The organism is Microbacterium sp. HMH0099 (assembly GCF_049384025.1).
Classification (GTDB): domain Bacteria; phylum Actinomycetota; class Actinomycetes; order Actinomycetales; family Microbacteriaceae; genus Microbacterium.
In genome coordinates, this window is sequence record NZ_JBMRJR010000001.1 from 794,317 (window position 1) to 818,134 (window position 23,818).

Annotated in this window: 20 protein-coding genes; 7 read left to right on the top strand and 13 right to left on the bottom strand. The window is 72.2% G+C overall.

Annotated features, from left to right (window positions below; genetic code table 11):
* Nucleotides 1–48: 48 nt before the first annotated feature.
* The 3 genes from ACO03V_RS03570 to ACO03V_RS03580 form a co-directional block, all read right to left on the bottom strand.
* Nucleotides 49–543 carry a hypothetical protein gene (locus ACO03V_RS03570; protein WP_423136633.1) on the bottom strand — a complete coding sequence of 165 codons (495 nt, stop codon included), beginning with the start codon at nucleotides 541–543 and terminating at the stop codon, nucleotides 49–51.
* A 103-nt stretch (nucleotides 544–646) separates the two neighbouring features.
* Nucleotides 647–1,723 (bottom strand): alkene reductase, encoded by a 1,077-nt coding sequence (locus ACO03V_RS03575; RefSeq protein ID WP_423136634.1) that lies wholly within the window; start codon nucleotides 1,721–1,723, stop codon nucleotides 647–649.
* Between the two features lie 139 nt (nucleotides 1,724–1,862).
* Nucleotides 1,863–3,929: a response regulator transcription factor gene (locus tag ACO03V_RS03580; RefSeq protein WP_423136635.1), complete on the bottom strand. Its 2,067-nt coding sequence runs from the start codon at nucleotides 3,927–3,929 to the stop codon at nucleotides 1,863–1,865.
* 283 nt (nucleotides 3,930–4,212) lie between these two features.
* Between ACO03V_RS03580 and ACO03V_RS03585 the strand changes: the two genes are divergently transcribed.
* The gene (locus ACO03V_RS03585; protein ID WP_423136636.1) at nucleotides 4,213–4,845 is read left to right on the top strand and encodes an acyl-CoA synthetase; all 633 of its coding nucleotides are present in this window, start codon (nucleotides 4,213–4,215) and stop codon (nucleotides 4,843–4,845) included.
* Nucleotides 4,842–5,195 (top strand): amino acid transporter, encoded by a 354-nt coding sequence (locus ACO03V_RS03590; protein ID WP_367733773.1) that lies wholly within the window; start codon nucleotides 4,842–4,844, stop codon nucleotides 5,193–5,195. The genes ACO03V_RS03585 and ACO03V_RS03590 overlap by 4 nt, the downstream gene beginning before the upstream one ends.
* A 70-nt stretch (nucleotides 5,196–5,265) precedes the next feature.
* On the opposite strand, the gene ACO03V_RS03595 is transcribed toward ACO03V_RS03590, so the two are convergent.
* From ACO03V_RS03595 to ACO03V_RS03615, 5 genes are all read right to left on the bottom strand, one after another.
* Complete coding sequence (locus tag ACO03V_RS03595; protein WP_423136637.1) at nucleotides 5,266–6,306, bottom strand: zinc-dependent alcohol dehydrogenase family protein; 1,041 nt, start codon at nucleotides 6,304–6,306, stop codon at nucleotides 5,266–5,268.
* A 114-nt stretch (nucleotides 6,307–6,420) separates the two neighbouring features.
* Nucleotides 6,421–9,414 (bottom strand): glycoside hydrolase family 43 protein, encoded by a 2,994-nt coding sequence (locus ACO03V_RS03600; RefSeq protein ID WP_423136638.1) that lies wholly within the window; start codon nucleotides 9,412–9,414, stop codon nucleotides 6,421–6,423.
* Nucleotides 9,415–9,837: 423 nt separating this feature from the next.
* Nucleotides 9,838–11,217: an adenylosuccinate lyase gene (gene purB / locus ACO03V_RS03605; RefSeq protein ID WP_423136639.1), complete on the bottom strand. Its 1,380-nt coding sequence runs from the start codon at nucleotides 11,215–11,217 to the stop codon at nucleotides 9,838–9,840.
* Nucleotides 11,218–11,245: 28 nt separating this feature from the next.
* Nucleotides 11,246–11,752: a low molecular weight protein-tyrosine-phosphatase gene (locus ACO03V_RS03610; RefSeq protein ID WP_367733768.1), complete on the bottom strand. Its 507-nt coding sequence runs from the start codon at nucleotides 11,750–11,752 to the stop codon at nucleotides 11,246–11,248.
* A gap of 34 nt (nucleotides 11,753–11,786) precedes the next feature.
* The gene (locus ACO03V_RS03615) at nucleotides 11,787–12,191 is read right to left on the bottom strand and encodes a phage holin family protein (RefSeq protein ID WP_423136640.1); all 405 of its coding nucleotides are present in this window, start codon (nucleotides 12,189–12,191) and stop codon (nucleotides 11,787–11,789) included.
* 411 nt (nucleotides 12,192–12,602) lie between these two features.
* Between ACO03V_RS03615 and ACO03V_RS03620 the strand changes: the two genes are divergently transcribed.
* The 4 genes from ACO03V_RS03620 (at nucleotide 12,603) to ACO03V_RS03635 (ending at nucleotide 17,465) form a co-directional block, all read left to right on the top strand.
* Nucleotides 12,603–13,676 carry a histidinol-phosphate transaminase gene (locus tag ACO03V_RS03620; protein ID WP_423136641.1) on the top strand — a complete coding sequence of 358 codons (1,074 nt, stop codon included), beginning with the start codon at nucleotides 12,603–12,605 and terminating at the stop codon, nucleotides 13,674–13,676.
* 309 nt (nucleotides 13,677–13,985) lie between these two features.
* Entirely contained in the window at nucleotides 13,986–15,116 is a 1,131-nt protein-coding gene (locus ACO03V_RS03625; RefSeq protein WP_423136642.1) for a thiamine pyrophosphate-dependent dehydrogenase E1 component subunit alpha, read from the top strand.
* Complete coding sequence (locus ACO03V_RS03630; RefSeq protein ID WP_423136643.1) at nucleotides 15,113–16,090, top strand: alpha-ketoacid dehydrogenase subunit beta; 978 nt, start codon at nucleotides 15,113–15,115, stop codon at nucleotides 16,088–16,090. Before ACO03V_RS03625 ends, ACO03V_RS03630 begins: the two co-directional genes overlap by 4 nt.
* 61 nt (nucleotides 16,091–16,151) lie before the next feature.
* A complete protein-coding gene (locus ACO03V_RS03635; RefSeq protein WP_423136644.1) occupies nucleotides 16,152–17,465 on the top strand; it encodes a dihydrolipoamide acetyltransferase family protein in 1,314 nt (437 codons plus the stop codon).
* Nucleotides 17,466–17,570: 105 nt separating this feature from the next.
* Here ACO03V_RS03635 and ACO03V_RS03640 read toward each other — a convergent pair whose 3' ends face one another.
* The 5 genes from ACO03V_RS03640 to ACO03V_RS03660 form a co-directional block, all read right to left on the bottom strand.
* Nucleotides 17,571–18,704 carry an adenosine deaminase family protein gene (locus ACO03V_RS03640; RefSeq protein ID WP_423136645.1) on the bottom strand — a complete coding sequence of 378 codons (1,134 nt, stop codon included), beginning with the start codon at nucleotides 18,702–18,704 and terminating at the stop codon, nucleotides 17,571–17,573.
* Nucleotides 18,705–18,786: 82 nt separating this feature from the next.
* Entirely contained in the window at nucleotides 18,787–19,863 is a 1,077-nt protein-coding gene (locus ACO03V_RS03645) for an ABC transporter substrate-binding protein (protein ID WP_423136646.1), read from the bottom strand.
* A 90-nt stretch (nucleotides 19,864–19,953) separates the two neighbouring features.
* Nucleotides 19,954–20,955, bottom strand: coding sequence for an ABC transporter ATP-binding protein (locus tag ACO03V_RS03650; protein ID WP_423136647.1), 1,002 nt, complete (start codon nucleotides 20,953–20,955; stop codon nucleotides 19,954–19,956).
* Nucleotides 20,952–21,749, bottom strand: a complete 798-nt coding sequence (locus ACO03V_RS03655; RefSeq protein ID WP_367733757.1) for an ABC transporter permease — start codon at nucleotides 21,747–21,749, stop codon at nucleotides 20,952–20,954. The genes ACO03V_RS03650 and ACO03V_RS03655 overlap by 4 nt, the downstream gene beginning before the upstream one ends.
* Nucleotides 21,746–22,567 (bottom strand): ABC transporter permease, encoded by an 822-nt coding sequence (locus ACO03V_RS03660; RefSeq protein WP_423136648.1) that lies wholly within the window; start codon nucleotides 22,565–22,567, stop codon nucleotides 21,746–21,748. The genes ACO03V_RS03655 and ACO03V_RS03660 overlap by 4 nt, the downstream gene beginning before the upstream one ends.
* 207 nt (nucleotides 22,568–22,774) lie before the next feature.
* Between ACO03V_RS03660 and ACO03V_RS03665 the strand changes: the two genes are divergently transcribed.
* Nucleotides 22,775–23,725, top strand: a complete 951-nt coding sequence (locus ACO03V_RS03665) for a LacI family DNA-binding transcriptional regulator (RefSeq protein WP_423136649.1) — start codon at nucleotides 22,775–22,777, stop codon at nucleotides 23,723–23,725.
* Nucleotides 23,726–23,818: the final 93 nt, after the last annotated feature.

Genomic DNA, 23,818 nt, shown 5'->3' on the forward strand with positions numbered 1-23,818 from the left:
GGCGCAGATGTACGCGAAACCCCATGCTGCGCGTACATATGGGGCAAGTCAGCGCTGAAGAGGGGCAGGCGGAGGCTCCGCGAAGGGCTCGTACCTCACCCGGGGTCCGCGGAACATGCCGGGGCGCCGTCGGCCGCGCAGGAGAGGGAACAATCCTGTCTGAACGTCCGAGACCTTCCTCGTGCCGTCTTCGAGCGTGACCGTGGTGCGGCTCCAGCGCTCCCCGTGCGCTGCTCGCACGTGGCCGAAGACAGCGGCATCCATCAGCCTTTTCGCCAGCGCGATGTCGGTGTCGGAGTAGTCGAGTTCCCAGCGGCCGCGTCCCACGACGACGATGAGCCAGTGCTCGGCGGTGATCGTCACGGAAGCGGCCCGCGGGTTGTGCGGCGCGACGTCGATGACGTCGACAGCCAGGCCCGTCAGGGAACGGCGACGAACCACCGCGGTATCACCCGCGACGAGGTCCGCGTGTGCGACGAGCGCCGACAGTGCGGCCTCCTGCTCCGCGCTGAGGCGCGAGTCGTCGGGTCCCGCGGATGCCATGGACGAATCATTCCATCGGCGACAGCGCCCCCGTGGCATCCCTCCGCCGTGAAACGCTGCGGGGCCCGGACCCGGACTCGATCGCCGGGCCCCGCGGGGTAACTCAGTTCTGGAGGAACGGGTAGTCGGTGTAGCCGTGCTCGCCGCCGCCGTAGACCGTGGCCTGGTCGACCTGGTTCTCGTCGGCCTCGTTCTGCCAGCGGGTGACGAGGTCGGGGTTCGCGATCGCGGGGCGCCCCACGGCGACGAGGTCGGCGATGTCGCCGTCCACGGCCGAGACGGCCTCCTCGCGCGTGGTCACGTTCGAGAAGCCCGAGTTGACGATGAAGGTCCCGCCGAAGGTGCGGCGGAGGTCCTGGATGAGGTCACCGGCCGGGTCGGCGTGCAGCACGCTGAGGTAGGCCAGACCGAGCGGGGCGAGCCCGGCGATGAGTGCCTCGTAGGTCGCGCGGGTCTCCGCCTCGTCCTTCTCCCACACGTCCTGGATGTTGTGAGCGGGGGAGATCCGGATGCCGACACGTCCGGCCCCGATCTCGGCGACGACGGCCTGTGCCACCTCGATGACGAAACGCGCGCGGGCCTCGGGCGATCCGCCGTACTCGTCCGTGCGCTGGTTCGACGCGGGGGAGAGGAACTCGTGGAGGAGGTAGCCGTTGGCGGAGTGCAGCTCGACCCCGTCGATCCCGGCATCCACGGCCCGGCGCGCGGCGGCGACGAACTCGTCGCGGACGGTCGCCAGCTCCGACGTCTCGAGGGCGTGCGGGACGGGGTAGGAGACCTTCGAGCCGTCGGCCAGGCGCGTCTCGCCCTCGATCGCGATCGCGGACGGGGCGACGATGCGGTCGGTGCCGGTGATGTCGGTGTGCGACACGCGTCCGCTGTTCATGAGCTGCATGAAGATCGTGCCGCCCTCGGCGTGGACGGCGTCCGCGACCTTCGCCCAGCCGGAGGCCTGCGCCTCGGTCACGATGCCGGGCTGACCCGCGTAGCCGCGGGATTCCGCGCTGGGGTACACGCCCTCCGTGACGAGGAGGCCGATGCCCGCGCGCTGCGCGTAGTACTTCGCCACGAGGGGACCGGGGACGCCGTCGGCGCCGGAGCGGAGGCGGGTCATCGGGGCGAGGGAGACGCGGTTGCGGACGTCGACGTCGCCGACGGTGGTGGGGCTGAACAGGCTCACGGGGATCCTTCCGAGCGGGGTGGGGGACACGCCCTCCAACGGAAGGCGCCGAGGCCCTATTCCACCCGGCCCGTTCCGTGGGGCGGGCCCGCTTGACGCGCGCCGGTCTGTCGGTCCGCCCCCCGCCGGCCGCCGCGCGTCAGCTCGCGGCGGCCGTCCGGGCGGCGACCATCGCGCCGAGGTCCTTCCGCGTCGCGGCGCCGACCTTCTGCCGGGCGACGTAGACGTGCGACTCGACCGTGCGCACCGAGAGGAACAGCCGTTCGGCGATCCGCCGGTTCGACAGGCCCTCGGCGATGAGGGCGGCCACCTCGCGCTCGCGGTCGCTGAGCAGCTCGACGCCGCCCGCGACGCGTTCCGCGCTCGTCGCCCCGGCCCAGTGGCCCGCCGACCACAGCAGGAACGGCGACTGGTCGCCGTCGCCCCGCGCGTGGCCGGTGCCCGACCAGCGGCGCACGATGGTCGACACCGGCGCGTCGACGAGGGTGCTGAGCTGGCGCAGGCGTGCGACGTGGTCGGGCCCCGCGGTGCGCACAGCCGTGACGAAGTGGAACAGCGCGTGCAGCTCCAGCAGCAGGCCGCCCCGCCCGGTCCGCAGCAGCAGGTCCGCGGTCTCGCTCGTCGGCGTCTCGCCGGAGGACCCGCGCGCGTACTCGAGGGCGGAGTCGGAGACCGACAGGTACCAGCGGACCAGCGGCACCTTCTCGGCGGCGGCGCGCGAGATCTGCAGCAGCTCCTCGGCGCGCGCCACCTCGCCCTTCACCGCGAAGCAGGTCGCGACGGCGATCCGCACCATCGGCAGGATCCACTCGTGCTCGTCGAGGCCCGCGGCGTTCGCCGAGACCACGGCGAGCTCCAGCTCGGCCGCACCCGCGTTGCCCGACATCGCGTGCAGGCAGGCGCTGAGCGCGCTCGCCAGCAGCAGCGAGCCGTCGTCCTCCTCGTTCACGGCGGCGATCGCGCGGCGGGTGAGCCGGGTGCAGACCCCGTCGAGCGGGGCGCCCGACAACGTGCGGGCGTACGCCTCGAGCCAGAGCCCGAGCAGCTCGTCCCACCCGTGGATGTCGTGCGGGAAGACGTCCGCCAGCGTGTCCGCGCGCTCGAAGAGGAGCGCGCTCTCGGTCCACGATCCCGCGTACGCCGTCGAGAGTCCCGCGGCGACGGCGGCGAGGTACCGATCGCGCGGCGCGGCGGACGGCAGGAGGAGGATGCGCCGGGCGCCGTCGTTGGCCCCGACGAAGTCCATGTTCAGGACCCGCTCGAAGATCACGGCGACCTCCGGACGGCGCGGCGCCCCCGTCGGGACGGTGATGGGCTCGCCCGTGTCCCGCGCGGAGGCGGCGTCCTGCACCTGCTCCGAGCGCCCGCCCAGCGTGCGCATGGTGACCGCGACGCGCACGAGCGGTTCCGGGATGTGGCTCATGCCGTCGGCATCCGGAGCCGAGAGGACGCGCGCCGCCTCGAGACGCATCGCCATCTCGCTGCCGACCACCTCGGCCGCGGGCGTGCCCTCACCGTTCTCGATCAGGTGGGCGAGCATGCGCTGGTCGTGCTCGCTGAGCGGCAGCAGCAGGGAGGAGTACGCGTCGAACAACGCCGACCCCAGATGCGGCCGCGCCATCGCGCGCCTCTGCGCCTCGGCGTCCGGGCCGGCGGCGACCGCGGCGGCGTGCAGCTGCTGCGCCAGGACGCGGACGCCGTTGCTCCACGCGACGACGCGGGCGCGGCTGACCAGCGGCAGGCGGTCCGCCGACCCGATCTCGCGCATGAGCCGGATGAGGGCGTCGTCCGACAGGCGACTGACGTCGATGCGGTGCGCGCTCCCGTCCAGCCAGGCCCGGGAGAGGGCCATCGCGAAACGCCCGATGGGCGCTGCGGCATCCGTCCGGGGAAGGGACGACAGCCCGAGGACGACGGGCGTGGTGCCCCGCCGGATGGTCTCGAGGAGGCTCATACGGGCGTCGGTCGACAGCGAGGCGGCATCCGGGAACCACTGCGCCGTGCGCCAGACGTCCGGCCGCTGCGCCTTGACCTGCGCCTCTACCGCGAAGACGTAGAGCGGGGCCCCCGATCCCGCCGGTCCGCTGAAGACGATGGACTCGCCCGCCAGCACGCGGGACACGGCACGGTCGACGAGTCGCCCGTCGATCCAGGGGTGCCGGTCGGTGAAGGACTGCGCCGTCTCGTCCGGATCACGCTGCCGCATGGAACGCGCTTTCACTGAACCGTTCGTCCTCGGACGGTCTGCGATGGCGCTGGTCGTAAATCATCTGATCCCCCATTTGTCTTCCGCTCCCACAATCAGAATGCCGCAATCGACGAATCTGCGCAGCCTTCTGCCGCCGGTCGACGTAAACAACCGGACATGTCCACCGCGACGTCGCGCGGCCCGAAGGTCCACCGCCGAGGCATCCACAGGGGGCACGGAGGTCTGCCGGGAACCGAGGAATAGACTGGATGCCATCGTCCTCGCTCCCTCAGGATTAGCCGTGACCTCTCCTTCACCCGCGCGCGCGTTCGACGTGCGCCATCTGCAGCTCGCGCGCGCGCTCTTCGCGGCCGTCGCCGCCGTGATGGTGACGTTCTCGACCGACCACTCCGCACCGGTCGGCCTGTCCGTCTTCAGCGGGTTCGCCATCGCGACCGGACTCGTGTTCGCCCTCGGCGCCTGGCTGGCCTTCCCGAAGGGCCGGCGCGCCCCGGTGGTCCTGCTCGCGGTGGTCACGGTCCTCGCCGGACTGGTCGCGTCCGCGGGACGCGGCACTGTCTTCTTCTTCGTCGTGGTCATCGCGTGGGCCCTCGTGAGCGGCGTCATCGAGGCGACCGCCGCCCTGCTCGCCCGCCGGGCGGGACGGGTCGACGGCGCCGCGCGCGACGGCCTCGTCGTCGGCGCGCTGACGGTGCTCCTCGGCGTGGCCCTGCTCTTCACCAACTCGGGCTACGCCCTCGAGTACTTCATCGAGGACGCGGGACGATCGTTCACCCTGACCGGGATCACGATCGCCGTCGGACTGTTCGGCGGGTACGCCGCCATCGTCGCGGTCTTCCTCGCTATCGCGGGTCTGTCGCCGCGTCGCCCCGACACCGTCCCGGTCGCATCCGTCGAGGAGCCTGCGTCATGACCGACAAGCCCACCCGCCGCGACCTGATGAAGCCCGTCCAGCTGCTCGGACTCGCCTTCGTCGCGGCCCTCTTCGCCGGGGGCGTCACCCTCGTGTCGATGGGGTTCTTCCAGTCGCGCCCGGCCGAGCAGGTGCAGCGCGCGCTGATCATCGGCCTGATCGTCGCCGGCGTCACCTTCATCGTCGTTCTCGTCAGCGTCGCCCTCATGCTGCTCGCGGTCGACCCCGCGCAGGTCACCAAGCAGGTCGACCGTCCGCTGCTCCTCCCGAAGAAGGACCCGGATGCCGCCCCGACGGCGTCCCCGTCGACGAACGACGACCGCGGCCCGGCGCCCCCCGCGGGGTCCTGAGCCCGACGGCACCGCTGCCGACGGCACCGCGTCCGCGCGTCGCGGGTCCCGTCTCGGGGGTTCCGGCCGGTCAGGCCCGCCGCGGGTCGATCATCGTCATGCCCACGGGGGAGGCGGTGTCCATCCCGGGCAGCAGGCCGGCGGCATCCGTCAGCCCGACGATGCGCTCGATGAGGTCCTGCGGGCGCAGGGCGCCGCTGGCGATGAGCGCGAGCATCTCGGGATAGTCGACCGCGGCCATGCCGTGGCTGCCGAGCAGGTCCAGCTCCCACGCGATGACCCGCGCCATCGGCATGGCGCTCATCCCGTCGGCGGTGGGGAGGAGGCCGACCTGCACGTGGCGGCCCCGCCGCCGCAGGCTCAGGACCGCGTCGCGGGCGGTCTGCGCGCTGCCCACGGCATCCACGGCGACGTGGCTGCCGCCGTCGGTCACCTCGTGCACGGCGGCGGCGATGTCGCGTCCGTCCGCGACGATCGTGTGCTCCGCGCCGAGCCGGGTCGCCGCGTCGAGAGCGGCCGGCGTGCGGTCGACGGCGATGACGCGAGCGCCGAGCGCGCGGGCGATCATGACGGCACTGAGGCCCACGCCGCCGGCGCCGACGATCGTCACCCATTCCCCGGCCTGCAGCCGCGCCCGTCCGGTGAGCGCGCGGAACGCCGTCGCGAATCGGCATCCCAGGGCGGCTGCGGCCTCGAACGACACGTCGTCGGGGATCGCGACGAGGTTCGTGTCGGCGGCGGGGAGCGAGACGAGTTCCGCGAACGACCCCCACTGCGTGAAGCCGGGCTGCTCCTGGTTCGGGCAGACCTGCGCGTCGCCGCTGCGGCACCACTCGCATGCGCCGCACCCGTTCACGAACGGGACGGTGACGCGGTCGCCGACGTGCCAGCCGAGCACCCCCGCCCCGACCTCGACGATGACCCCCGCCAGCTCATGCCCGGGCACATGCGGCAATGCGACGTCGTCGTGCCCGGCCCACGCGTGCCAGTCGCTCCGGCACAGTCCCGTCGCGCGCACCTCGACGACCACGCCGCCCGGGACGGCCGTGGGCGCCGCGACATCGCGAACGGCCAACGGGGCGGCGAGGGTGTCCATGATCATGGCGCGCATGGCATCCATCCTCTCGCGCCAGGACGCCCGCCCGAGAAACGCGACCTGCCCCAAGGAACGCCGGGTGCGGGCGTTTCTCGGGGCAGGGGCCGTTTCTCGCGAGGTCGGCCGTGCTCAGCCGCAGGACTTCGCGGCGAACGGGACGGTCTGCGTGCCCTGCGCCTCACCCGCGCTCGCCGTGACGTCGACGGTGCCCGCGGCGATCGACGCGGCGCGCGTGGTCGTCGCGACCGACACGGTCTTCCCCGGCTCCACTGCGGCGAACGTCCGGTTGCCCCAGGCGGTCTTCACCGTGAGGGCGATCGGTGTCGTCTCGTCGTTGCGCGCCGTCGTCACCAGGGTCACGCGCCCCGCGACGCATCGAGGGGATGCCGCCGCGGTGACGCGCGGCGCGACCTCGACCTCCGGCACGACGATCTCGGGGATCTTGAGGTACGACCCCGGCGTCGCGAACGTGAGGCGCAGCCCGGTGGCGTGGACCGGCGCGAAGCGCAGGACGGTCTTCGTCCCGGTGACGACGGAGGGCGCCGCGCCGATCGGCGTGACGGCCGTCCATCGGCCGTCCGTGGTGCGGTACTCGGCGGTGACCCCGGTGACGGTGCCCTCGATGTTCGTGAACTCGACGCCGCCGATGCCGTGCGGCTGATCGGTGGTCAGCGTGAACGTCGCGGAGTCCTTCAGGGCGGTGTCGCTCCAGGTCGACCACGCGGTGCCGCGGCGACCGTCGCACGCGCGGTCGGGCGTCATCGTCTCGTACCGCGTCTGCCACACGGACGCCGTGACCTTTGCGTCGGCGGCCCGGCAGACGTTCGGCGTCCCGCCCTGTCCCCAGATCGCGACCTCGGCGATCGACTGCCACGTGTTCGTCTGCGTCGTCAGGCGGAGGCGGAGGGCCGTGGTCGCCGGGACCGCGCGGACGTCGATCGCGACCACGGGCGCGGGCGCGGCGGCATCCTGAGCCAGGGTGACGGCCGCGGACGAGGTCGCCCACGCCCCGTTCGCGTCGCGATATTGAACCTCGATGCGCGAGGGCCAGGTCGCGGTGGCGCCGTCCTTGTAGGTGTCGACGACGACCGAGTCCAGGGCGCGCGCGGTGTCCCACTCGAACGACAGCCAGCTGTCGCGCGGATACCCGCTCCCGGACCAGTCGTCCCAGCCCTTGCCGGTGCTGCCGTCGACGACGGTGCGGGCGAGATCGTTGCGATGGGATGCCGTGACCTCGGCCTCCGGCGCGATCTGGACGATGCCCGGCTCGGTCACGTCCACCGTGCGCGTGAAGGTCCGGCCGGCGGTGAAGTCCGCGTCGGCGGCGAGGGACCCGGTGAGCGTGCGCGTGCCGAGGCGGCTGGTGTCCAGCGCCGACCAGGTGACAGGGACCTCGGACCGGCGACCGTCGACGTCGACGGTCACGCGGGTCGGCAGCGCGGGGGACGAGCCGCGTCGGACGTCGTCGGGCAGGCGGTCGTCGACGACCTTCCACGTGCCGTGGCCGAAGCCCTTGTCGTCCCAGTACGACGCGTCCCATCCGTCGGCGTAGCGCTCAGGGTCCTCCGTCGCCGGGTTGTGCATCTCGAGTCGGCCGTTCTCACCCACGGTGAGCGGGAGCCAGACGTAGGTGGAGTCGCTGGCGCCGTCGTTCCAGCGGTCGCCCATGTAGACGAACTTGCCCGGCTCCAGCTCGAGCACGTTCGTGGTCTGCGAGCCGAAGGTGGAGCGGCGGACGTCGCCGACCGACAGCAGGCCGTCACCGCCGTCCGGGATGCCGCTGTAGGACGTGGTCTCGTGGGCGTCGCCCGGCTCGACGCCGCGGATCCACGTGCCCATCAGGTCCGAGGCGGTGTAGTACGTCTGCGGGTTCGGCGCCCATCCGGTCGCGCCGGAGGTCACGACGCTGTACGTGCCGTCGCGCTCGAAGATCGCGGGGGCCTCGAGGTGGCCGCATTCCTTGACGATCTGGAAGTCCTCGCCGCGCACGGGCGCCTCCGGCGTCCCGTCGGCGAAGACGTACGGGTAGCGACCGTCCTCCGAGTACTGGTTCACGTCCAGGGTGTCCCGGTCGGTCGTGTGGGTGACGTTCGTGTACGTCTCGTCGAGCTCGGCGATGTAGAGCGTGTAGTTCTCCTCCGAGGAGTAGGAGATGTATGCCGTGCCGTCGTCGTCCTGGAACACGGTCATGTCGCGCGCCTGACCGGGCACCGCGTACGGCGTGCAGGCCTGGTAGTCGGCCCGGTTCGGCATGCGGAACGCGCCGGTCATCCGGAAGGGTCCGGCGGGGGAGTCGGACACGGCGACGGCGGCCATGGACCGGGCGTACGTGCTGCCGCCGGGCTCGATGCGCCCGTCCGCGTGCCACCACATCACCCACTGGTCCGTGGCGGCGTTGTAGAGCACCTTCGGGCGCTCGAAGATCGCCGTGTAGTCCGAGTTCTGCGTCGAGTTCAAGTGGTAGGCGAGGGCGTCGACCTTCTCCGTGCGCGGCCGGCCGTTCTCGTCGACGGTGTCGTAGAGGTCGTCGAAGTACGGCGTCAGCAGCTCGTCGCGGGTGGAGACGCTGCGCAGCGCCGTGCCGAGGTTGGTCCAGTTCTTGGCATCCGTCGACCGGTACACGCCGACGCCGGGGCTGTTCCAGTACCCGTTCGTGCGGTCCTCGCCGTACCAGTAGTAGACGGTCCGGCCGTCCTCCTCCGTCGTCACGACCTGCCCGCCGTGCGCCTGGATGTGCCGGCCGTCGGTGTCGAACCACTTCGGCTCGAAGTACCCGGACGCCCCGCGCCCCGGGTCGGTGACGGCCGGGAACCGGTCGTACGTCACCGGTACGTCCGTCCGCGGCACGCCGTCGTTCGGATCGGTCGGGACGCCGGCGGCCGCGACGGCGGCCACGGGCGTGGCCAGGGCGGCGACGAGGGCCGCGACGAGCGCCGTCCGGCACAGGCGTCGGAGGAACGGTCGCGCGCTCCCCGGTCGCGGGGTGCGCTCTTGCGGGGTCTGTTCGCGCGGGGTGCGCTCGAGCGGTGTGTGCTCGCGCGGGGCCCGCTCGAGCGGGGCGTGCTCGCGCGGTGTGTGCTCGAGCGGTGTGCGCGGTCGCGGGGTGTGCGGTCGAGGCGTCATCGCGTCGTTCCGTTCTGCGCCGCGACGGTGCGGCGCGACGTTGTCCGTCCGGGGGCGGCGGATCGCGGTCGGGGGATGTTGACGTCAACACTGTACGGCCGGGTGCTGCCCGCGTCTAGGGCGAATGTTCGCGCGAACATGGCACCCGCGGCATCCCGAGTCCGTGCGAGGTGTCGGCAGTAAACGCCCCCGGCCGGTGGAAACGCCGTGTCATGACGTTTCCACCGGCGGAGAGCGTTTATTGGATGCCATCGGGCCTCGCGAGCGCGAGTGCGGGCCCGGTCCAGCGGGACAGGGCGCCGCGGGCCAGCGCGAGCCGCAGGTCAGCGGGCGCGGGTCAGCGGGAGAGGGCGCCGCGGGCAAGCGCGCGCCGGCAGGTCAGAGGGCGCGGGTCAGAGCACGGCGCAGGTCAGAGGGCGCTGCTCAGAGCGCGTCGACGACCGACGACGCCAGACCGGCGTAACCCGCGGGCGTGAGCGCGAGGAGGCGCTCCTTCGCGGCGTCGCCGATGTCCAGTCCGCGCACGAACTCGGCGAGCTCGGCCGCGCCCACGCGACGGCCGCGGGTGAGGTCCTTGAGGAGGGCGTACGGGTCGCTGATCTGCGACCGCCCCGCGGCGATCTCGGCGCGGACCACCGTCTGGATCGCCTCGGCGAGCACCTCCCAGTTCACGTCGAGGTCCGCGAGCAGCACGTCCTCGGCGAGGGAGATCTCGGTCAGGCCCCGCTGCAGGTTGTCGAGCGCGAGCAGCGAGTGCCCGAACGCGACGCCGATGTTGCGCTGCGTCGTGGAGTCGGTGAGATCGCGCTGCAGGCGGCTCGTGACCAGCGTCGAGGCGAGCGTGGCGAACAGCCCGCCCGAGATCTCGAGGTTGGCCTCGGCGTTCTCGAACCGGATCGGGTTGATCTTGTGCGGCATCGTCGACGACCCGGTCGCGCCCGCCACCGGGATCTGGGTGAAGTATCCGAGCGAGATGTACGTCCACACGTCGGTCGCGAGATTGTGCAGGATGCCACCGGCGTGACGCGCGCGGTCGTACAGCTCGACCTGCCAGTCGTGGGACTCGATCTGCGTGGTGACCGGATTGAAGCCCAGGCCGAGCGACTCGATGAAGCCGCGCGTCAGCGCGGGCCAGTCGACGTCGGGCTCGGCCGAGACGTGCGCGGACCAGGTGCCGGTCGCGCCGGAGAACTTCGCGAGGTACTCGCCGCCCTCCAGCTGCGCGATGACACGCTGCAGGCGCCAGGCGAAGACGCCGATCTCCTTGCCCATCGTGGTCGGGGTGGCCGGCTGCCCGTGCGTGCGGGAGAGCATGGCCGCGTCGCGGTGCGCGACGGCGAGCTCGGCCAGGGCGGCGGTGACGGCGCGGAGCTTGGGCAGCCACACGCGCTCGACGGCGCGCTGCACGGTCAGCGCGTAGGCGGTCGAGTTGATGTCCTCGCTCGTGCACGCGAAGTGGGTCAGCTCGGCCAGTCCGGACAGGCCCAGGCTGTCCAGGCGGTCGCGCACCAGGTACTCGACGGCCTTCACGTCGTGACGCGTGACCGCCTCCTTGTCCTTCAGCCACGCGATCTCGTCGGCGCCGAAGTCCTCGTACAGCGCACGGAGCTTCGTGCGGTCGGCATCCGCGACCGGCTGCGTGCCGAAGAGCGAGCGGTCGGTCAGGGCCAGGAGCCACTCGACCTCCACCTCGACGCGGGCGCGGTTCAGGCCCGCCTCCGACAGGTAGTCGCCGAGCTCGGACACGGTGCCGAAGTACCGTCCGTCGAGGGGGCTGAGGGGCTGCGGAGGCAGAGAGGACACGGGTCTCCCGAGGATCGCGCGAAAGGGGTCAGCCCGCGGAACGGATGGCGGGCTCGAGCTGCCGGAAGAGGGCCCCGCTGGCGCGTTCGATCATACCGAGCACCTCGTCGAACATCTGGGGGCCGGCGTAGTAGGGGTCCGGGACGTCGAGGGTCGTGGCATCCGGGACGAAGGACTGCAGCAACGCGATCTTGTCGCTGTCATCGTCGTTGCGTGCCCACCCGCGGAGCACGCGCTCGTGGCTGCGGTCGAGCGCGACCACGAGGTCGTTGCGGTCGAAGTCGGCGTACCGGAACTGACGTGCGCGGTGAGCGGTGCCGTCGTAGCCGAGGCGTTCGAGCGCGGCGACGGTGCGGTGGTCGGCGCGCTCGCCGACGTGCCAGTCGCCGGTGCCCGCCGAGGAGGAGGCGATCCGGGCGCCGAGACCTGCGGTGTGCGCGAAGCGGCGGAACACCACGTCGGCCATCGGCGAGCGGCAGATGTTGCCGCTGCAGACGAAGACGACGCGGAAGGGCGCGTCGGCACTCGCGGTCATCCCTCCATCATGGCGGGGAAGCGCGGTCCGTGCACTACCCGCGTTCGGTCGCGCGCTGCCGCGGCCGCAGGGCGACCCCCATCACCCAGTTGATGACGCCGATGAGCAGCGCCGCGACGACGGTCAGCCAGAACTCGCCGGTGCGCAGTCCCCAGGGCAGGCCCGACGTGATCGCCGCCGTGAGCCACAGCAGGAACCCGTTGATGACGAGCGAGATGAGCCCGAGGGTCAGGATGTAGAGCGGGATGGCGACGATCCTCACCACGGTGCCGACGATCGCGTTCACGATTGCGAAGATCGCGCCGACGACGAGAAGCGTGAGCGCGACCTGCAGCCCCTCGCCGGGCGCGAAGGGGACGAGCTGCACCTGCAGTGCGGGCAGCAGCGTCACGATCCAGATGGCGAAGGCGTTCACGGCGACGCGGACGAGGAAGCGCATGGCGCCCATCGTGCCACGGGGGCGGCCGGCCGGCAGGGGGTTGCCGGGCGGGTCGCGGGCGTCGGTGCGGGCGGCCGGTGTGGCCCCGGGGCGACGGGTGTGGCCCCGGGGCCACAGCCACGAACGCGGGCTCCCGATCCGGCCCTGGTGTCCGTCGTAGTCCGTGGTAGTGCGGGGCGGCCGGTGTGGCCCCGGGGCGCCGGGTGTGGCCCCGGGGCCACATCCACGGACGCGGGCTCCCGATCCGGCCCTGGTGTCCGTCGTAGTCCGGGGCGTCCGGTGTGGCCCCGGGGCGCCGGGTGTGGCCCTGGGGCCATATTCACGGCCCCGCCCGCCGCGACCGCACCCCGCCACGGCCCCGGCCGCGGACGGGTCTGACGCGGAGCGGGACCGCGCGGATAGGCTCGCCTGGTGAGCGAAGAGCCGGTCCTGCCCCGCATCCGTCCCGAGATCGCCGCCCTGCCGGCGTACCGCCAGGGTCGCCAGGCGAGCCCCGACGCGTTCAAGCTGTCGAGCAACGAGAACCCCTTCGACCCGCTGCCCGGTGTCGTCGAGGCGATCCGCTCCGCCACGGGCATCAACCGGTATCCGGATGCCACCGCCTCCCGGCTCCGCGAGCGCCTGGCCGCGCGGTACGGCGTCTCGGCGGACGACGTTCACGTCGGCGCGGGGAGCGTGTCGCTGCTCGCGCAGCTGCTGCTGGCCACGGCCGGACCCGGCGACGAGGTCGTCTACGCGTGGCGCTCGTTCGAGGCGTACCCCTCCCTCGTCGCGGTCGCGGGGGCGACGAGCGTGCAGGTGCCCCTCACCGCCGATGCGCGTCACGACCTCCCCGCGATGGCCGCGGCCGTCACCGATCGCACCCGTCTCGTGATCGTCTGCAGCCCGAACAACCCAACCGGGCCGACGGTCTCGCACGACGAGTTCGCCGCGTTCGTCGACGCCGTCCCGCGCGACGTGCTCATCGTTCTGGACGAGGCCTACGCCGAGTTCGTCACCGATCCGACCTCGGTCGAGGGCGACCGCGTGCGCGTGCTCATCGCCCGGCCGAACATCGTGGTCCTGCGCACGTTCTCCAAGGCCTACGGACTGGCGGGCCTGCGCGTCGGGTACGCCATCGGGCACACCCGGGTGCTGGATGCCGCCCGCAGCACGGCCATTCCCCTCGCGGTCACCGCGGCGGGGGAGGAGGCCGCCCTGGCCAGCCTGGACGCCGAGTCGGAGCTGCTGCACCGTGTGAAAGTCATCGCCGCGCGCCGCGACGGTCTCGTCGAACGCCTGCGGGCCACGGGATGGGACGTCCCGGACGCCCAGGGCAACTTCGTGTGGCTGCCCGCCGGCGACCGCGCGCTCGAGGTCGCGGCCGTGTTCGAGCAGGCCGGTCTGGTCGTGCGGCCGTTCGCCGGCGACGGCGTGCGGATCTCCGTCGGCGAAGAGGAGTCGATCGACCGCGTGGTCGAGGTCGCCGCGGCCGTCGCCCCCTGACCCGCCGGCCGCCTCGACCGAGCGCGTCTGCAGGACCCGTGGGGCCGGTGGCGCCCTCCCGAGCGCGTCTGCAGGACCCGTGGGGCTGCTCGCGCACGTCCCGAGCACTTCCGCAGGACTCGTGGGGCTGGTGGCGCGAGGTGGGGCTGGTGCGGTGCCGCCGCCGCGGTGGCTCCTGGATCGTGGCCGCTGCCCGACCGGCACGCCCCGACGCGCGGGCACTCCGTTGTCGATGATCGACCGTGATTCGCGGCATCCATTGTGTCCCTCATGCGGTGAGGGGCATGAGTCGGGCATTAGCGTGGACGCATGACACCGCTCGACGACCCCGCTCTCGTGCGCGTTCTGGCGGCCGACGGCTCGATCGCGCCCACGCCCGAGGCCGAGCGGTACCTGCCGCTCATCGACGCCCTCACCGATGCCGAGCTCGAGACGTTCTACCGCGACATGGTGTCGATCCGGGCGTTCGACGTCCAGGCGACGAACCTGCAGCGGCAGGGCCAGCTTGCGCTGTGGCCGCCGTCCTTCGGGCAGGAGGCCGCCCAGGTCGGCTCCGCGCGCGCTGCCCGCGCCCAGGACCACGTCTTCCCGTCGTACCGCGAGCACGTGGTCACCCGCATCCGCGGCGTCGACCCTCTCGACATCATCCGGCTCATGCGCGGACTCACCCACGGCGGGTGGGACCCGACCGACCCGAAGAACGGCAACACCCACATCTACACGCTCGTCCTCGGCGCGCAGACCCTGCACGCCACGGGCCTGGGCATGGGCCTGGTGTTCGACGGCAAGTGCGGCACCGGCGACCCCGAGCGCGACGAGGCCGTCATCGTCTACTACGGCGACGGCGCCTCCAGCCAGGGCGACGTGCACGAGGCGATGGTCTTCGCCGCGAGCTTCCAGACCCCCGAGGTGTTCTTCCTGCAGAACAACCAGTGGGCCATCTCGGTCCCCGTCGCGACGCAGTCGCGCTCGCCGCTGTACAAGCGCGGCGAGGGGTATGGCATCCCGAGCCTGCAGGTCGACGGCAACGACGTGCTCGCGAGCTACGCCGTGTCGAAGGTCGCGCTCGACGAGGCGCGCGCCGGCGGCGGCCCCCGTGCGATCGAGGCCATGACCTACCGCATGGGTGCGCACACCACCAGCGACGACCCCACCAAGTACCGCACCTCGGACGAGGAGAAGGCCTGGGCGGGACGCGACCCCATCGCGCGCATGCGGGCGTTCCTCGAGGGACGCGGGGCCTCGCAGCAGTTCTTCGACGACGCGGATGCCGAGGGTCGAGCGCTCGCCGACGACGTGCGCACCCGCACGAACGAGCTGGGGTCGCTGCCCCGGACGCACATGTTCGAGAGCGTCTACTCCGAGGCGCACGCGCTGATCCAGGAGGAGCAGCGCTGGCTCGACGACTACGAGGCGTCGATGGAAGGGGGCGGGCAGTGACCGAGAACCTCCCGATCAGCCGCGCCCTGAACGCGGGCCTGCGCCGCGCCCTCGAGACCGACGACCGCGTCCTGCTCATGGGCGAGGACATCGGCCCGCTCGGCGGCGTCTTCCGCGTGACCGAGGGCCTGCAGAAGGACTTCGGCCCGCGTCGTGTCATCGACTCGCCGCTCGCCGAGTCGGGCATCGTCGGGACGGCGATCGGCCTCGCGATGGGCGGCTGGAAGCCGGTGCTCGAGATCCAGTTTGACGGCTTCGTGTTCCCCGCCTTCGACCAGATCACCTCGCAGCTCGCGAAGATCACGAACCGCCATGAGGGCGCGATCCGCATGCCCGTCGTCATCCGCATCCCCTACGGCGGGCACATCGGCGCGGTCGAGCACCACCAGGAGAGCCCCGAGGCGTACTTCACCCACACGCCGGGCCTGCGCGTGGTCAGCCCGTCGACGGCGAACGACGCCTACTGGATGATCCAGCAGGCCATCGCGTCGCCCGACCCGGTCGTCTTCCTGGAGCCGAAGGCGAAGTACTGGCAGAAGGGCGAGGTCGACACCGAGGCCCCGGCCCTGCCGCTGCACGCCAGTCGCATCGTCCGCCACGGCACCGACGTCACACTCGTCGGGCACGGCGCCATGGTGACGACGCTGCTGCAGGCGGCGGCGCTCGCCGAGAGCGAGGGGACCAGCTGCGAGGTCATCGACCTGCGCTCGCTGTCGCCCGTGGACTACGGCCCGCTGCTCGACTCCGTCCGCCGCACCGGCCGCATGGTCTACGCGCAGGAGGCTCCCGGCTTCACGTCGCTCGGGTCCGAGGTCGCCGCGACCGTCATGGAGAGGGCCTTCTTCGCCCTCGAGGCCCCGGTGCTGCGCGTGTCCGGGTTCGACGTGCCGTTCCCGCCCGCCAAGCTCGAGGGCACCTACCTGCCGGATGCCGACCGCATCCTCGAGGCCGTCGACCGGTCTCTCGCCTACTGACCTGTTTTCGTGACCGCGAGCGGCGTCGGTGAGATGCTGTTCGCGAGCAAAGGACACCATCGTGACCGATCAGACGTTCGTCCTCCCCGATGTCGGAGAAGGCCTCACCGAGGCCGAGATCGTGCAGTGGCGCGTCGCGCCCGGTGACACCGTCGCCGTCAACGACGTGATCGTCGAGATCGAGACGGCCAAGTCGCTCGTCGAGCTCCCGTCACCGTACTCCGGCACGGTCGGGGAGCTCCTGGCATCCGAGGGCGCCACCGTCGAGGTCGGTGCCCCGATCATCACGATCGGATCGATGGATGCCGCCACCCCCACGCCCGCGGCACCCGTCACGGTTCCGGAGCCCAGCGACCCGGGCGGCGCGGTCCTCGTCGGCTACGGCACCGGCGGCGCGGTGTCGTCGCGGCGCCGCAAGCCGGCGGAACGTCCCGTCAAGGCATCCGTCGGCGTCGTGGCGAAGCCCCCAATCCGCAAGCTCGCTCGCGACCTCGGGGTCGACCTGTCGGCCGTGACCCCTAGCGGCCCCGCCGGCGAGGTCACCCGCGACGACGTCGTCAAGCACGCCGAGCAGGCGAGCGTGTTCCGCAACATCGAGACGCCCGAGTGGGGCGCCGTGCGCGAGGAGACGATCTCCGTGCCCGCGCCGGCGACGCCCGCTCCCGTGGACGACGCGCGGGAGGAGTCCATCCCGGTCCGCGGCGTCCGCAAGGCGACCGCCAACGCGATGACCTCGAGCGCATACTCCGCGCCGCATGTGTCGGTGTGGGTCGACGTCGACGCCTCCCGCACGATGGAGCTCGTCAAGCGCCTCAAGGCCTCGCCGGACTTCGCCGACGTCAAGATCTCGCCGCTGCTCATCATGGCCCGCGCCGTGATGTGGGCGCTGCGCCGCACGCCGATGATCAACGCGGCGTGGGTCGACACCGAGGACGGTGCGCAGATCCGCGTGCGCCACTACGTCAACCTCGGCATCGCCGCCGCGACTCCGCGCGGACTGCTCGTGCCGAACATCAAGGACGCGCAGAACATGAACACCCGCGAGCTCGCGAAGGCGCTCGAGCACCTGACGCTCACCGCGCGCGAGGGCAAGACGAGCCCCGCGGACCAGTCCGGCGGAACGTTCACGATCACGAACATCGGCGTCTTCGGAGTGGATGCCGGGACGCCCATCATCAACCCGGGCGAGGCCGGCATCATCGCGCTCGGCGCCATCCGGCAGAAGCCGTGGGTCGTCGACGGCGAGGTGCGCCCTCGCTGGGTGACGACGGTGTCGGGCTCGTTCGATCACCGCGTCGTGGACGGCGACGGCATCTCGCGGTTCATCGCCGACGTGGCATCCGTTCTCGAGGAGCCCGCGCTTCTCCTCGACTGAGCGGGCGCCCGGCGGGTGCTCCGAACCCCGCAGAATGCGCCGGATCTCGCAGGATCCCCGGCGGATCTGCGAGATCGGCGTCGTTCTGCGAGCTGTGCGCAGGGGTCAGGCCAGGCCGAGCTCCGCGTCGAGGTCGTCGAGCTCCGCGGTCACGTCCGCGAGCAGGGCAGCGCGTTCGCCCGTGGGCAGCCACGACGCCTCCACGCCGTTCCGCACCATGTCGCGCAGCTGCGCGTGCGTCGCCCCGATGGGGCCTGCCGCGAGGCGGTACTCGTCGGTGAGCGTGGTGGGGAACATCCCCGGGTCGTCGGAGCACGGCGTCACCCGCAGCCCCGCGTCGAGCATCGCCCGGATCGACGCACGGCGCCACGGGCGCCACGACCGGCGGGAGGTCGTCGACGCCACGGTGAACACCACGCCGTCGCGGCGCACCCGCTCGACGACGGCGGGATCCTCCAGCACGAAGTAGCCATGATCGATCCGGTCGCAGCCGAGGAGGTCGAGGCACGTGGTGGTGTTCGCGGCGGTGGGGGCGTGCTCCGAGGAGTGCGCCGTGCGGCCGAGCCCCGCGTCGCCGGCGAGCCGGTAGGCGTCGACGAAGCGCTCGGGCGGGCCCGCGGTCTCGAGGTTGTCGAGGCCGATCCCGGCGACGTACTCGTGCGGGTTGTCGACGACCTCGCGGACGAGCGCCAGCGCCTCCTCGCCGCTGCGGCTGCGGTCGATGCCGGCGATCATCCGCCCGGTCATCCCGAAGTCGCGTTCGGCGAGACGGATGCCGTCGGCGTAGGCCTCGACGCTGCCGCGGTAGCCCAGCCCGGCGAGGTGCTCGGGCACGGAGTCGAAGAACAGCTCGAGGTGCCGGGTGCCGCTGCGGTGCGCGTCCTCGAACGCCTCGTAGACGATGCGCGTCAGGTCCTCGGGCGAACGCAGGAGCTGGACGACCCACGCGGACACCTGGAAGAGCGAGTACGAGACCTCGGGCTCGTCGGCGGAGCGGCCCTGCGGCACGGACACCACGGTGTCGCGGTAGAGCGCCGGGTCCGGCGGCAGCGAGTTGATGTCGGCGAAGACCCGCTCCGGCTCCGCGGGCAGCGCGAGACCCTCGCGGCGCGCGAGCTCGGCGAAGGTGCTCGCACGCACGGTGCCGATGAGGTGGCAGTGCAGGTCGACCTTCGGGATCCGTCGGAGCCACTCGTCCGGGACGGTGACGGCGGCGGTGGTGGCGGCGGCGGTGCTCATGAGATCTCCGGGGAAGCAGGTGGGGCAGACGGACCCGTGCGCGGCGTCGCGGTCGAGGCGACGCCGCGCACGGGGGAGGGTGCTACTTCGAGGTGACCTCGCGGGCGAAGCGGTCGACCCACTCCGACCGGGTCGGCACGAGCTCCGTCGGGTCGAGCGTGGCGTAGCCGGCAGCGGTCGGGTCGGCGGCGATGTCGCCCACGACGGCGGTGATCGTGTCGGGCACCTCGGCGCCGAGGTTGACGGGCAGGTCGCCGACGATCTCGGCCGACGAGGTCTGCGCCTCGACCGAGAGGAGGTAATCGATGAACTGCTCCGCGGCATCCAGGTTGGCCGCACCGGTCGGGATCATCGCCCGGTTGGTGGCCATGTAGCGCCCGGTCGCGGGAGGCGTCCAGGCGATCGGCTCGCCCGAGGCGACGAGGTCGGTGGCGAAACCGCTGAGGGAGTCGGCCGCGATGATCTCGCCCTGGGTGAGCAGGTTCGTGACCTCCGTCGACGAGCTGTAGAACTGCAGCACGCCGGGCGCCCACTCCGCGAGCGTCGAGAGCGCGGCGTCGATGTCGTACGGTCCGCTGCCCTCGGTGTCCGCGACCCCGCTGATCATCAGCTGGCCGGCGGTGACCGAGATGTCGGGCAGCGCCACCTTGCCGGCGTTGGCCGGGTCGCCGTAGAGCGACCAGTCGGCGGCCTCGTCCGCGCTCAGGGCGTCGGTCGAGTAGAGGGTGCCGTTGAGCTGGTAGCTGTAGGCCGGGCCGAGGTAGGCGTCCTCCTTCGCGAAGTCGGCGATCTCGCTCAGCGTCTCGACGTTCTCGGCGTCGACCTGCTGGAAGAGGTCGTCCTCCTGGCCGAGGGCGGCGTAGTAGTCGCTGATCAGCATCACGTCGACGCCGGGGTCGTCGCCGCCCGCCAGCTGCAGCTGGGACAGGCGGTCGGAGTTGGAGCCGGTCTCAATCTCGACCTGGATACCGGTGGCCTCGGTGAAGGGATCGACGACGGCCTCCTGGAACTGCTCGACGCCGAAGGGGAAGGTGCTGACGACGAGGGTCTGCGCGTCGGCATCCGATCCGGATCCGCCGGAGCAGCCGGCGAGGGCGAGGGCGCCGACGACGGCACCGGTCGTGAGGGCGAGGGTGCGCCGGGTGGAGGAGGGGGACATGGCGGGTCCTTTCGAGGGTGGGAGGAGCACGGGGTGCGTGGCGGCGGACGGGGCGGGACAGCCCCGGAACGCCGTTGCGACGCGGGGGAGTCAGGCGGAGGGAAGGGTGACGAGGCGGCCGGGGGCGGCCGACACCACGACCGGATCGCCCGGGGCGACCGTCGGCGAGCCGTCGGCCCGCACGTCCGAGACGAGCCGCACCTCCGCCCCGGTGGCGTCGCGCGCGGCGACGGTGACGAGGACGTCGACGCCGCGGTAGGCGACGTCGACGACGACGCCGTCGAGCGCGAGCCCCGCACCGGCGGGGGCGGCCGCCGAGACGGACAGGTGCTCCGGACGGACGGTGACGGTCGAGCCGTCGCCGAGGACGACGAAGTTCTCGTACCCGAGGAAGTCGGCGACGAAGCGGTTCGCCGGCGCCCCGAACACCGCGCTCGGCGCACCCTGCTGCTGGATCTGACCGGCGCGCATGAGGACCATCTCGTCGCTCATCTCGAGCGCCTCGTCCTGGTCGTGCGTGACGAGGACGACGGTCAGTCCCGTCTCGCTCTGGATGCGGCGGATCTCGGACCGCATCTGCACCCGCAGCCGCGCGTCGAGGTTGGACAGCGGCTCGTCGAGCAGAAGCAGCTTCGGTCGGATCGCGATGGCGCGCGCCAGGGCGACGCGCTGCTGCTGGCCGCCGGAGAGCCGTCGGGGCCGGCTGCCCGCGAGGTGCGCGAGGCCGACCATCTCGAGGCTCTCGGTCACCCGCTGCTGCCGCTCCGCACGCCCGAGGCCGCGCAGCTTGAGCCCGTAGCCGACGTTGTCGGCCACGCTGAGGTGCGGGAACAGGGCGTACGACTGGAACACCATGCCCAGTCCTCGCTTCTCCGGCGGGAGGCGGGTGCTGTCGACGCCGTCGATGAGGATGCGGCCCGAGGTGGGCGACGCGTAGCCGGCGAGCATCCGCAGCGACGTGGTCTTGCCGCACCCGCTCGGCCCGAGCAGGGTGGTCAGCTTGCCCGCGGGGATGGCGAGGTCGATGGCGTCGACGGCGGTGAAGTCGCCGAAGACCTGGCTGACGTGGACGAATTCCGCTGCGGCGTTCATCGGTTGATGCCTCCGAAGATCTTGGCGAAGCCGACGCTGCGCTCGGCGATGACGGCGATGACGACGGTCGCCGCGAGGATGAGGGTCGAGGTGGCCGCGACCATCGGGTCGTAGCTCTGCTGCACGTAGTCGAGCATCGTCACGGGCAGGGTCCGCGCGTCGCGGCTCTGCAGCAGCAGCGACAGCGGCACGTTGTTGAACGAGGTCACGAAGCCCAGCAGGGCGGCCGAGAAGACCCCCGGACGCAGGATCGGCAGCGTCACCGTGAAGAAGGTGCGGAGCGGGCCGGCCCCGAGGCCGCGCGCCGCCTCCTCGAGTGCGGGATCGCTCGTCGCGAGCGCGGCGCCGGTCACCCGCACCGCGTACGGCAGGAGCAGGGCGGTGTGGCCGAGGAGCAGCACCGGGGCGGTGTCGACGTCGAGCGTCACGACCAGCTGCTGGAACAGTGCCAGCCCCACGACCAGCTCGGGCACGATCAGCGGCGACAGGAACAGCCCCTCGACGAGACCGCGGCCCGGGATGCGCCCGCGATAGATCGCCAGGGTCGCCGGGATGCCGATGAGCAGCGCGAGCGCGGTGGCGAGCACGGCCAGTTGCGCGCTCGTCGCCAAGGACTCGAGGAACGGGTCGTAGGACAGCGCCTCGCCGAACCAGCGCAGCGAGAGCCCCTCGGGCGGGAAGCGCAGGGTCGAACCGGCGGTGAAGGCCGTGGCGACGACGAACAGGATCGGCACGATCATGATCACGTAGCCGGCGACGGCCAGCGACGCGGCGATGGGACGGCGGGTCTTCACGAGACGGCTCCTTTCCGCGCGACGAGCGACGAAAGCCCCGAGACCAGGAAGACCAGCACCGTCATCACGATCGCGGTGGCGGACGCCCCGGCCCAGTCGATGCTCACGCTCGAGTAGGAGAAGAGCTGCGTGCTCAGCATGCGCTGGGACGAGCCCCCGAGGAGATAGGGGGTCGTGTAGGCGGTGACCGAGCCGGCGAAGACCAGCGTCGCCGCAACGACGACGCCCGGCAGCGAGAGCGGGACGACGACGTCCCAGAAGGTGCGGATGCGGCTCGCGCCGAGTCCGCGCGCCGCGTCGTCGAGTCCGGCGTCGACCTGCGAGACGGCGGAGTAGCAGGAGATGATCGCCAACGGCAGGAACAGCTGCGTCAGACCCAGCACGATGGCCAGCTCGGTGTAGAGCAGCTGGGGCGCCTCCTCCACGAGTCCGAGACCGACGAGCGCCTGCCCGATCGCACCGTTCTTGCCCAGCACCACGAGCCAGCCGAAGGTCCGGACCACGTTGCTCAGCAGCAGCGGGAAGATCGCCAAAGCGAGCAGCACGCCCGCCCAGCGCGAGCTGGAACGGGCGAGCAGGTAGGCGATGGGGAATCCGAGCACGATGCAGATCACCGTGACCACCAGGCCGAGACCGACGGTGCGGCCGATGATGCCCAGCTCGTAGGGGTCGGTGAGCATCTCCCCGACGCGCGCGAGCACCTCGACGGGGCCGGTGCCGGGAGGGGCGAACAGCATGACGAGCGAGGGGATGACGAAGAAGAGCAGCAGGAAGCCCAGCCCCGGCAGGAGCAGAAGGGGAGCGGTCCTCGATCTCACGGCGACCCTCCGATCAATCGTGTCGGGCGGGCACGGAAAGCCCGCAAAAGAAATGTAACCGGTTGCATCGAGAGTAGACCGACGAGGGGACCCGGTTCGAGTCAGCCATGTGAACAGTGCGTTTCGGCACCGCCGTGCAGACGGGTGGCGACGTGCGACCGGTTGCAGGGGCACCGTATGATCGGCGCAGTCCACCGAAGGAGTCGCATGGCCACGCTCGCTGACGTCGCCGCCCTTGCCGGCGTCTCGAAGGCGACCGCCTCCCGGACGCTCTCGCGGCCCGAGGTGGTCTCGCCGGACACCGCGGCGCGGGTGCTGACGGCCGCAGCGAAGCTCGGCTTCACCCCCAACTCCGCGGCGCGGCAGCTCGCCCGCGGCCGCACGGGCGTCGTCGCGCTCGTGGTCCCCACGCTCGACAACGCGTTCTTCACCCCGATCATCGGCGGGGCGCAGCGCCGCGCCGACGAGGACGGACTCCAGCTCACGGTGGCCGTCCATCCGCTCGAGGGGGTGCGGGAGCTCACCGCGTTCGAGCGGCTGTCTCGGCAGGTCGACGGCTTCATCGTCGTCGCGCCGCGCGGCAGCGACGAGCTGCTGCTCTCGGCCGGGGCGCACAAGCCCACGGTGCTGGTCGATCGCGAGGCCGACGGCATGGCATCCGTCGTCGCCGACACCGCGTCGGCGTTCGGCGGGTTGGTCGAGCGTTTCGCGGCCGAGGGGCACCAGCGGCTGCTCTACCTCGGCGGCCCGGACGGCTCGTGGCAGGACGGGCAGCGCACCGCGGCCGTGCGCGCGGCTGCCGAGCGCGGCGGGGTCGAGCTGTCCGTGCTCGGCCCGTACCCCGCGACCTTCGCGGCCGGGGTCTCGGCGGCCGAGGCCGTGCGGGCCTCCGGCGCCACGGCGGTCGTGCCGTACGCGACGGCGCTGGGTCTCGGCGTGCAATACGCGCTGCTCGCGGCGGGGGCGCTCCCGGAGCGGCTCGTCGTCAGCTCGGAGCGCTCGATCGTCGATGCGCTCGGCCTCACCGGGGTCCCGGCGGTGGATGTGGACGGGGAGCAGCTGGGGCGCGCCGCGGCGGAGCTCCTCATCGAGCGGTTGGCCCGACGCGACGCGGCCCCCGAGCGTCGGCGGCTCGCCGTTCCCGTGCAGTGGCCGTAGAGGCCGCACAGGTGCCCGCGGCGTCCCCTGACCATCGCATGAGCGTCCGGTCCCGAGGGTGGTCGAGCCGGTGACCGCCGCCGTAGCGTGGAG

Coding starts and splice junctions, on each gene's coding strand:
- ACO03V_RS03600 (WP_423136638.1), bottom strand. CDS start 9,414: ATGACGCCTCGACCGCACACCCCGCGACCGCGCACACCGCTCGAGCAC.
- ACO03V_RS03650 (WP_423136647.1), bottom strand. CDS start 20,955: ATGAACGCCGCAGCGGAATTCGTCCACGTCAGCCAGGTCTTCGGCGAC.
- ACO03V_RS03625 (WP_423136642.1), top strand. CDS start 13,986: ATGACACCGCTCGACGACCCCGCTCTCGTGCGCGTTCTGGCGGCCGAC.
- ACO03V_RS03615 (WP_423136640.1), bottom strand. CDS start 12,191: ATGCGCTTCCTCGTCCGCGTCGCCGTGAACGCCTTCGCCATCTGGATC.
- ACO03V_RS03645 (WP_423136646.1), bottom strand. CDS start 19,863: ATGTCCCCCTCCTCCACCCGGCGCACCCTCGCCCTCACGACCGGTGCC.
- ACO03V_RS03570 (WP_423136633.1), bottom strand. CDS start 543: ATGGCATCCGCGGGACCCGACGACTCGCGCCTCAGCGCGGAGCAGGAG.
- ACO03V_RS03665 (WP_423136649.1), top strand. CDS start 22,775: ATGGCCACGCTCGCTGACGTCGCCGCCCTTGCCGGCGTCTCGAAGGCG.
- ACO03V_RS03590 (WP_367733773.1), top strand. CDS start 4,842: ATGACCGACAAGCCCACCCGCCGCGACCTGATGAAGCCCGTCCAGCTG.
- ACO03V_RS03610 (WP_367733768.1), bottom strand. CDS start 11,752: ATGACCGCGAGTGCCGACGCGCCCTTCCGCGTCGTCTTCGTCTGCAGC.
- ACO03V_RS03580 (WP_423136635.1), bottom strand. CDS start 3,929: ATGCGGCAGCGTGATCCGGACGAGACGGCGCAGTCCTTCACCGACCGG.
- ACO03V_RS03640 (WP_423136645.1), bottom strand. CDS start 18,704: ATGAGCACCGCCGCCGCCACCACCGCCGCCGTCACCGTCCCGGACGAG.
- ACO03V_RS03595 (WP_423136637.1), bottom strand. CDS start 6,306: ATGCGCGCCATGATCATGGACACCCTCGCCGCCCCGTTGGCCGTTCGC.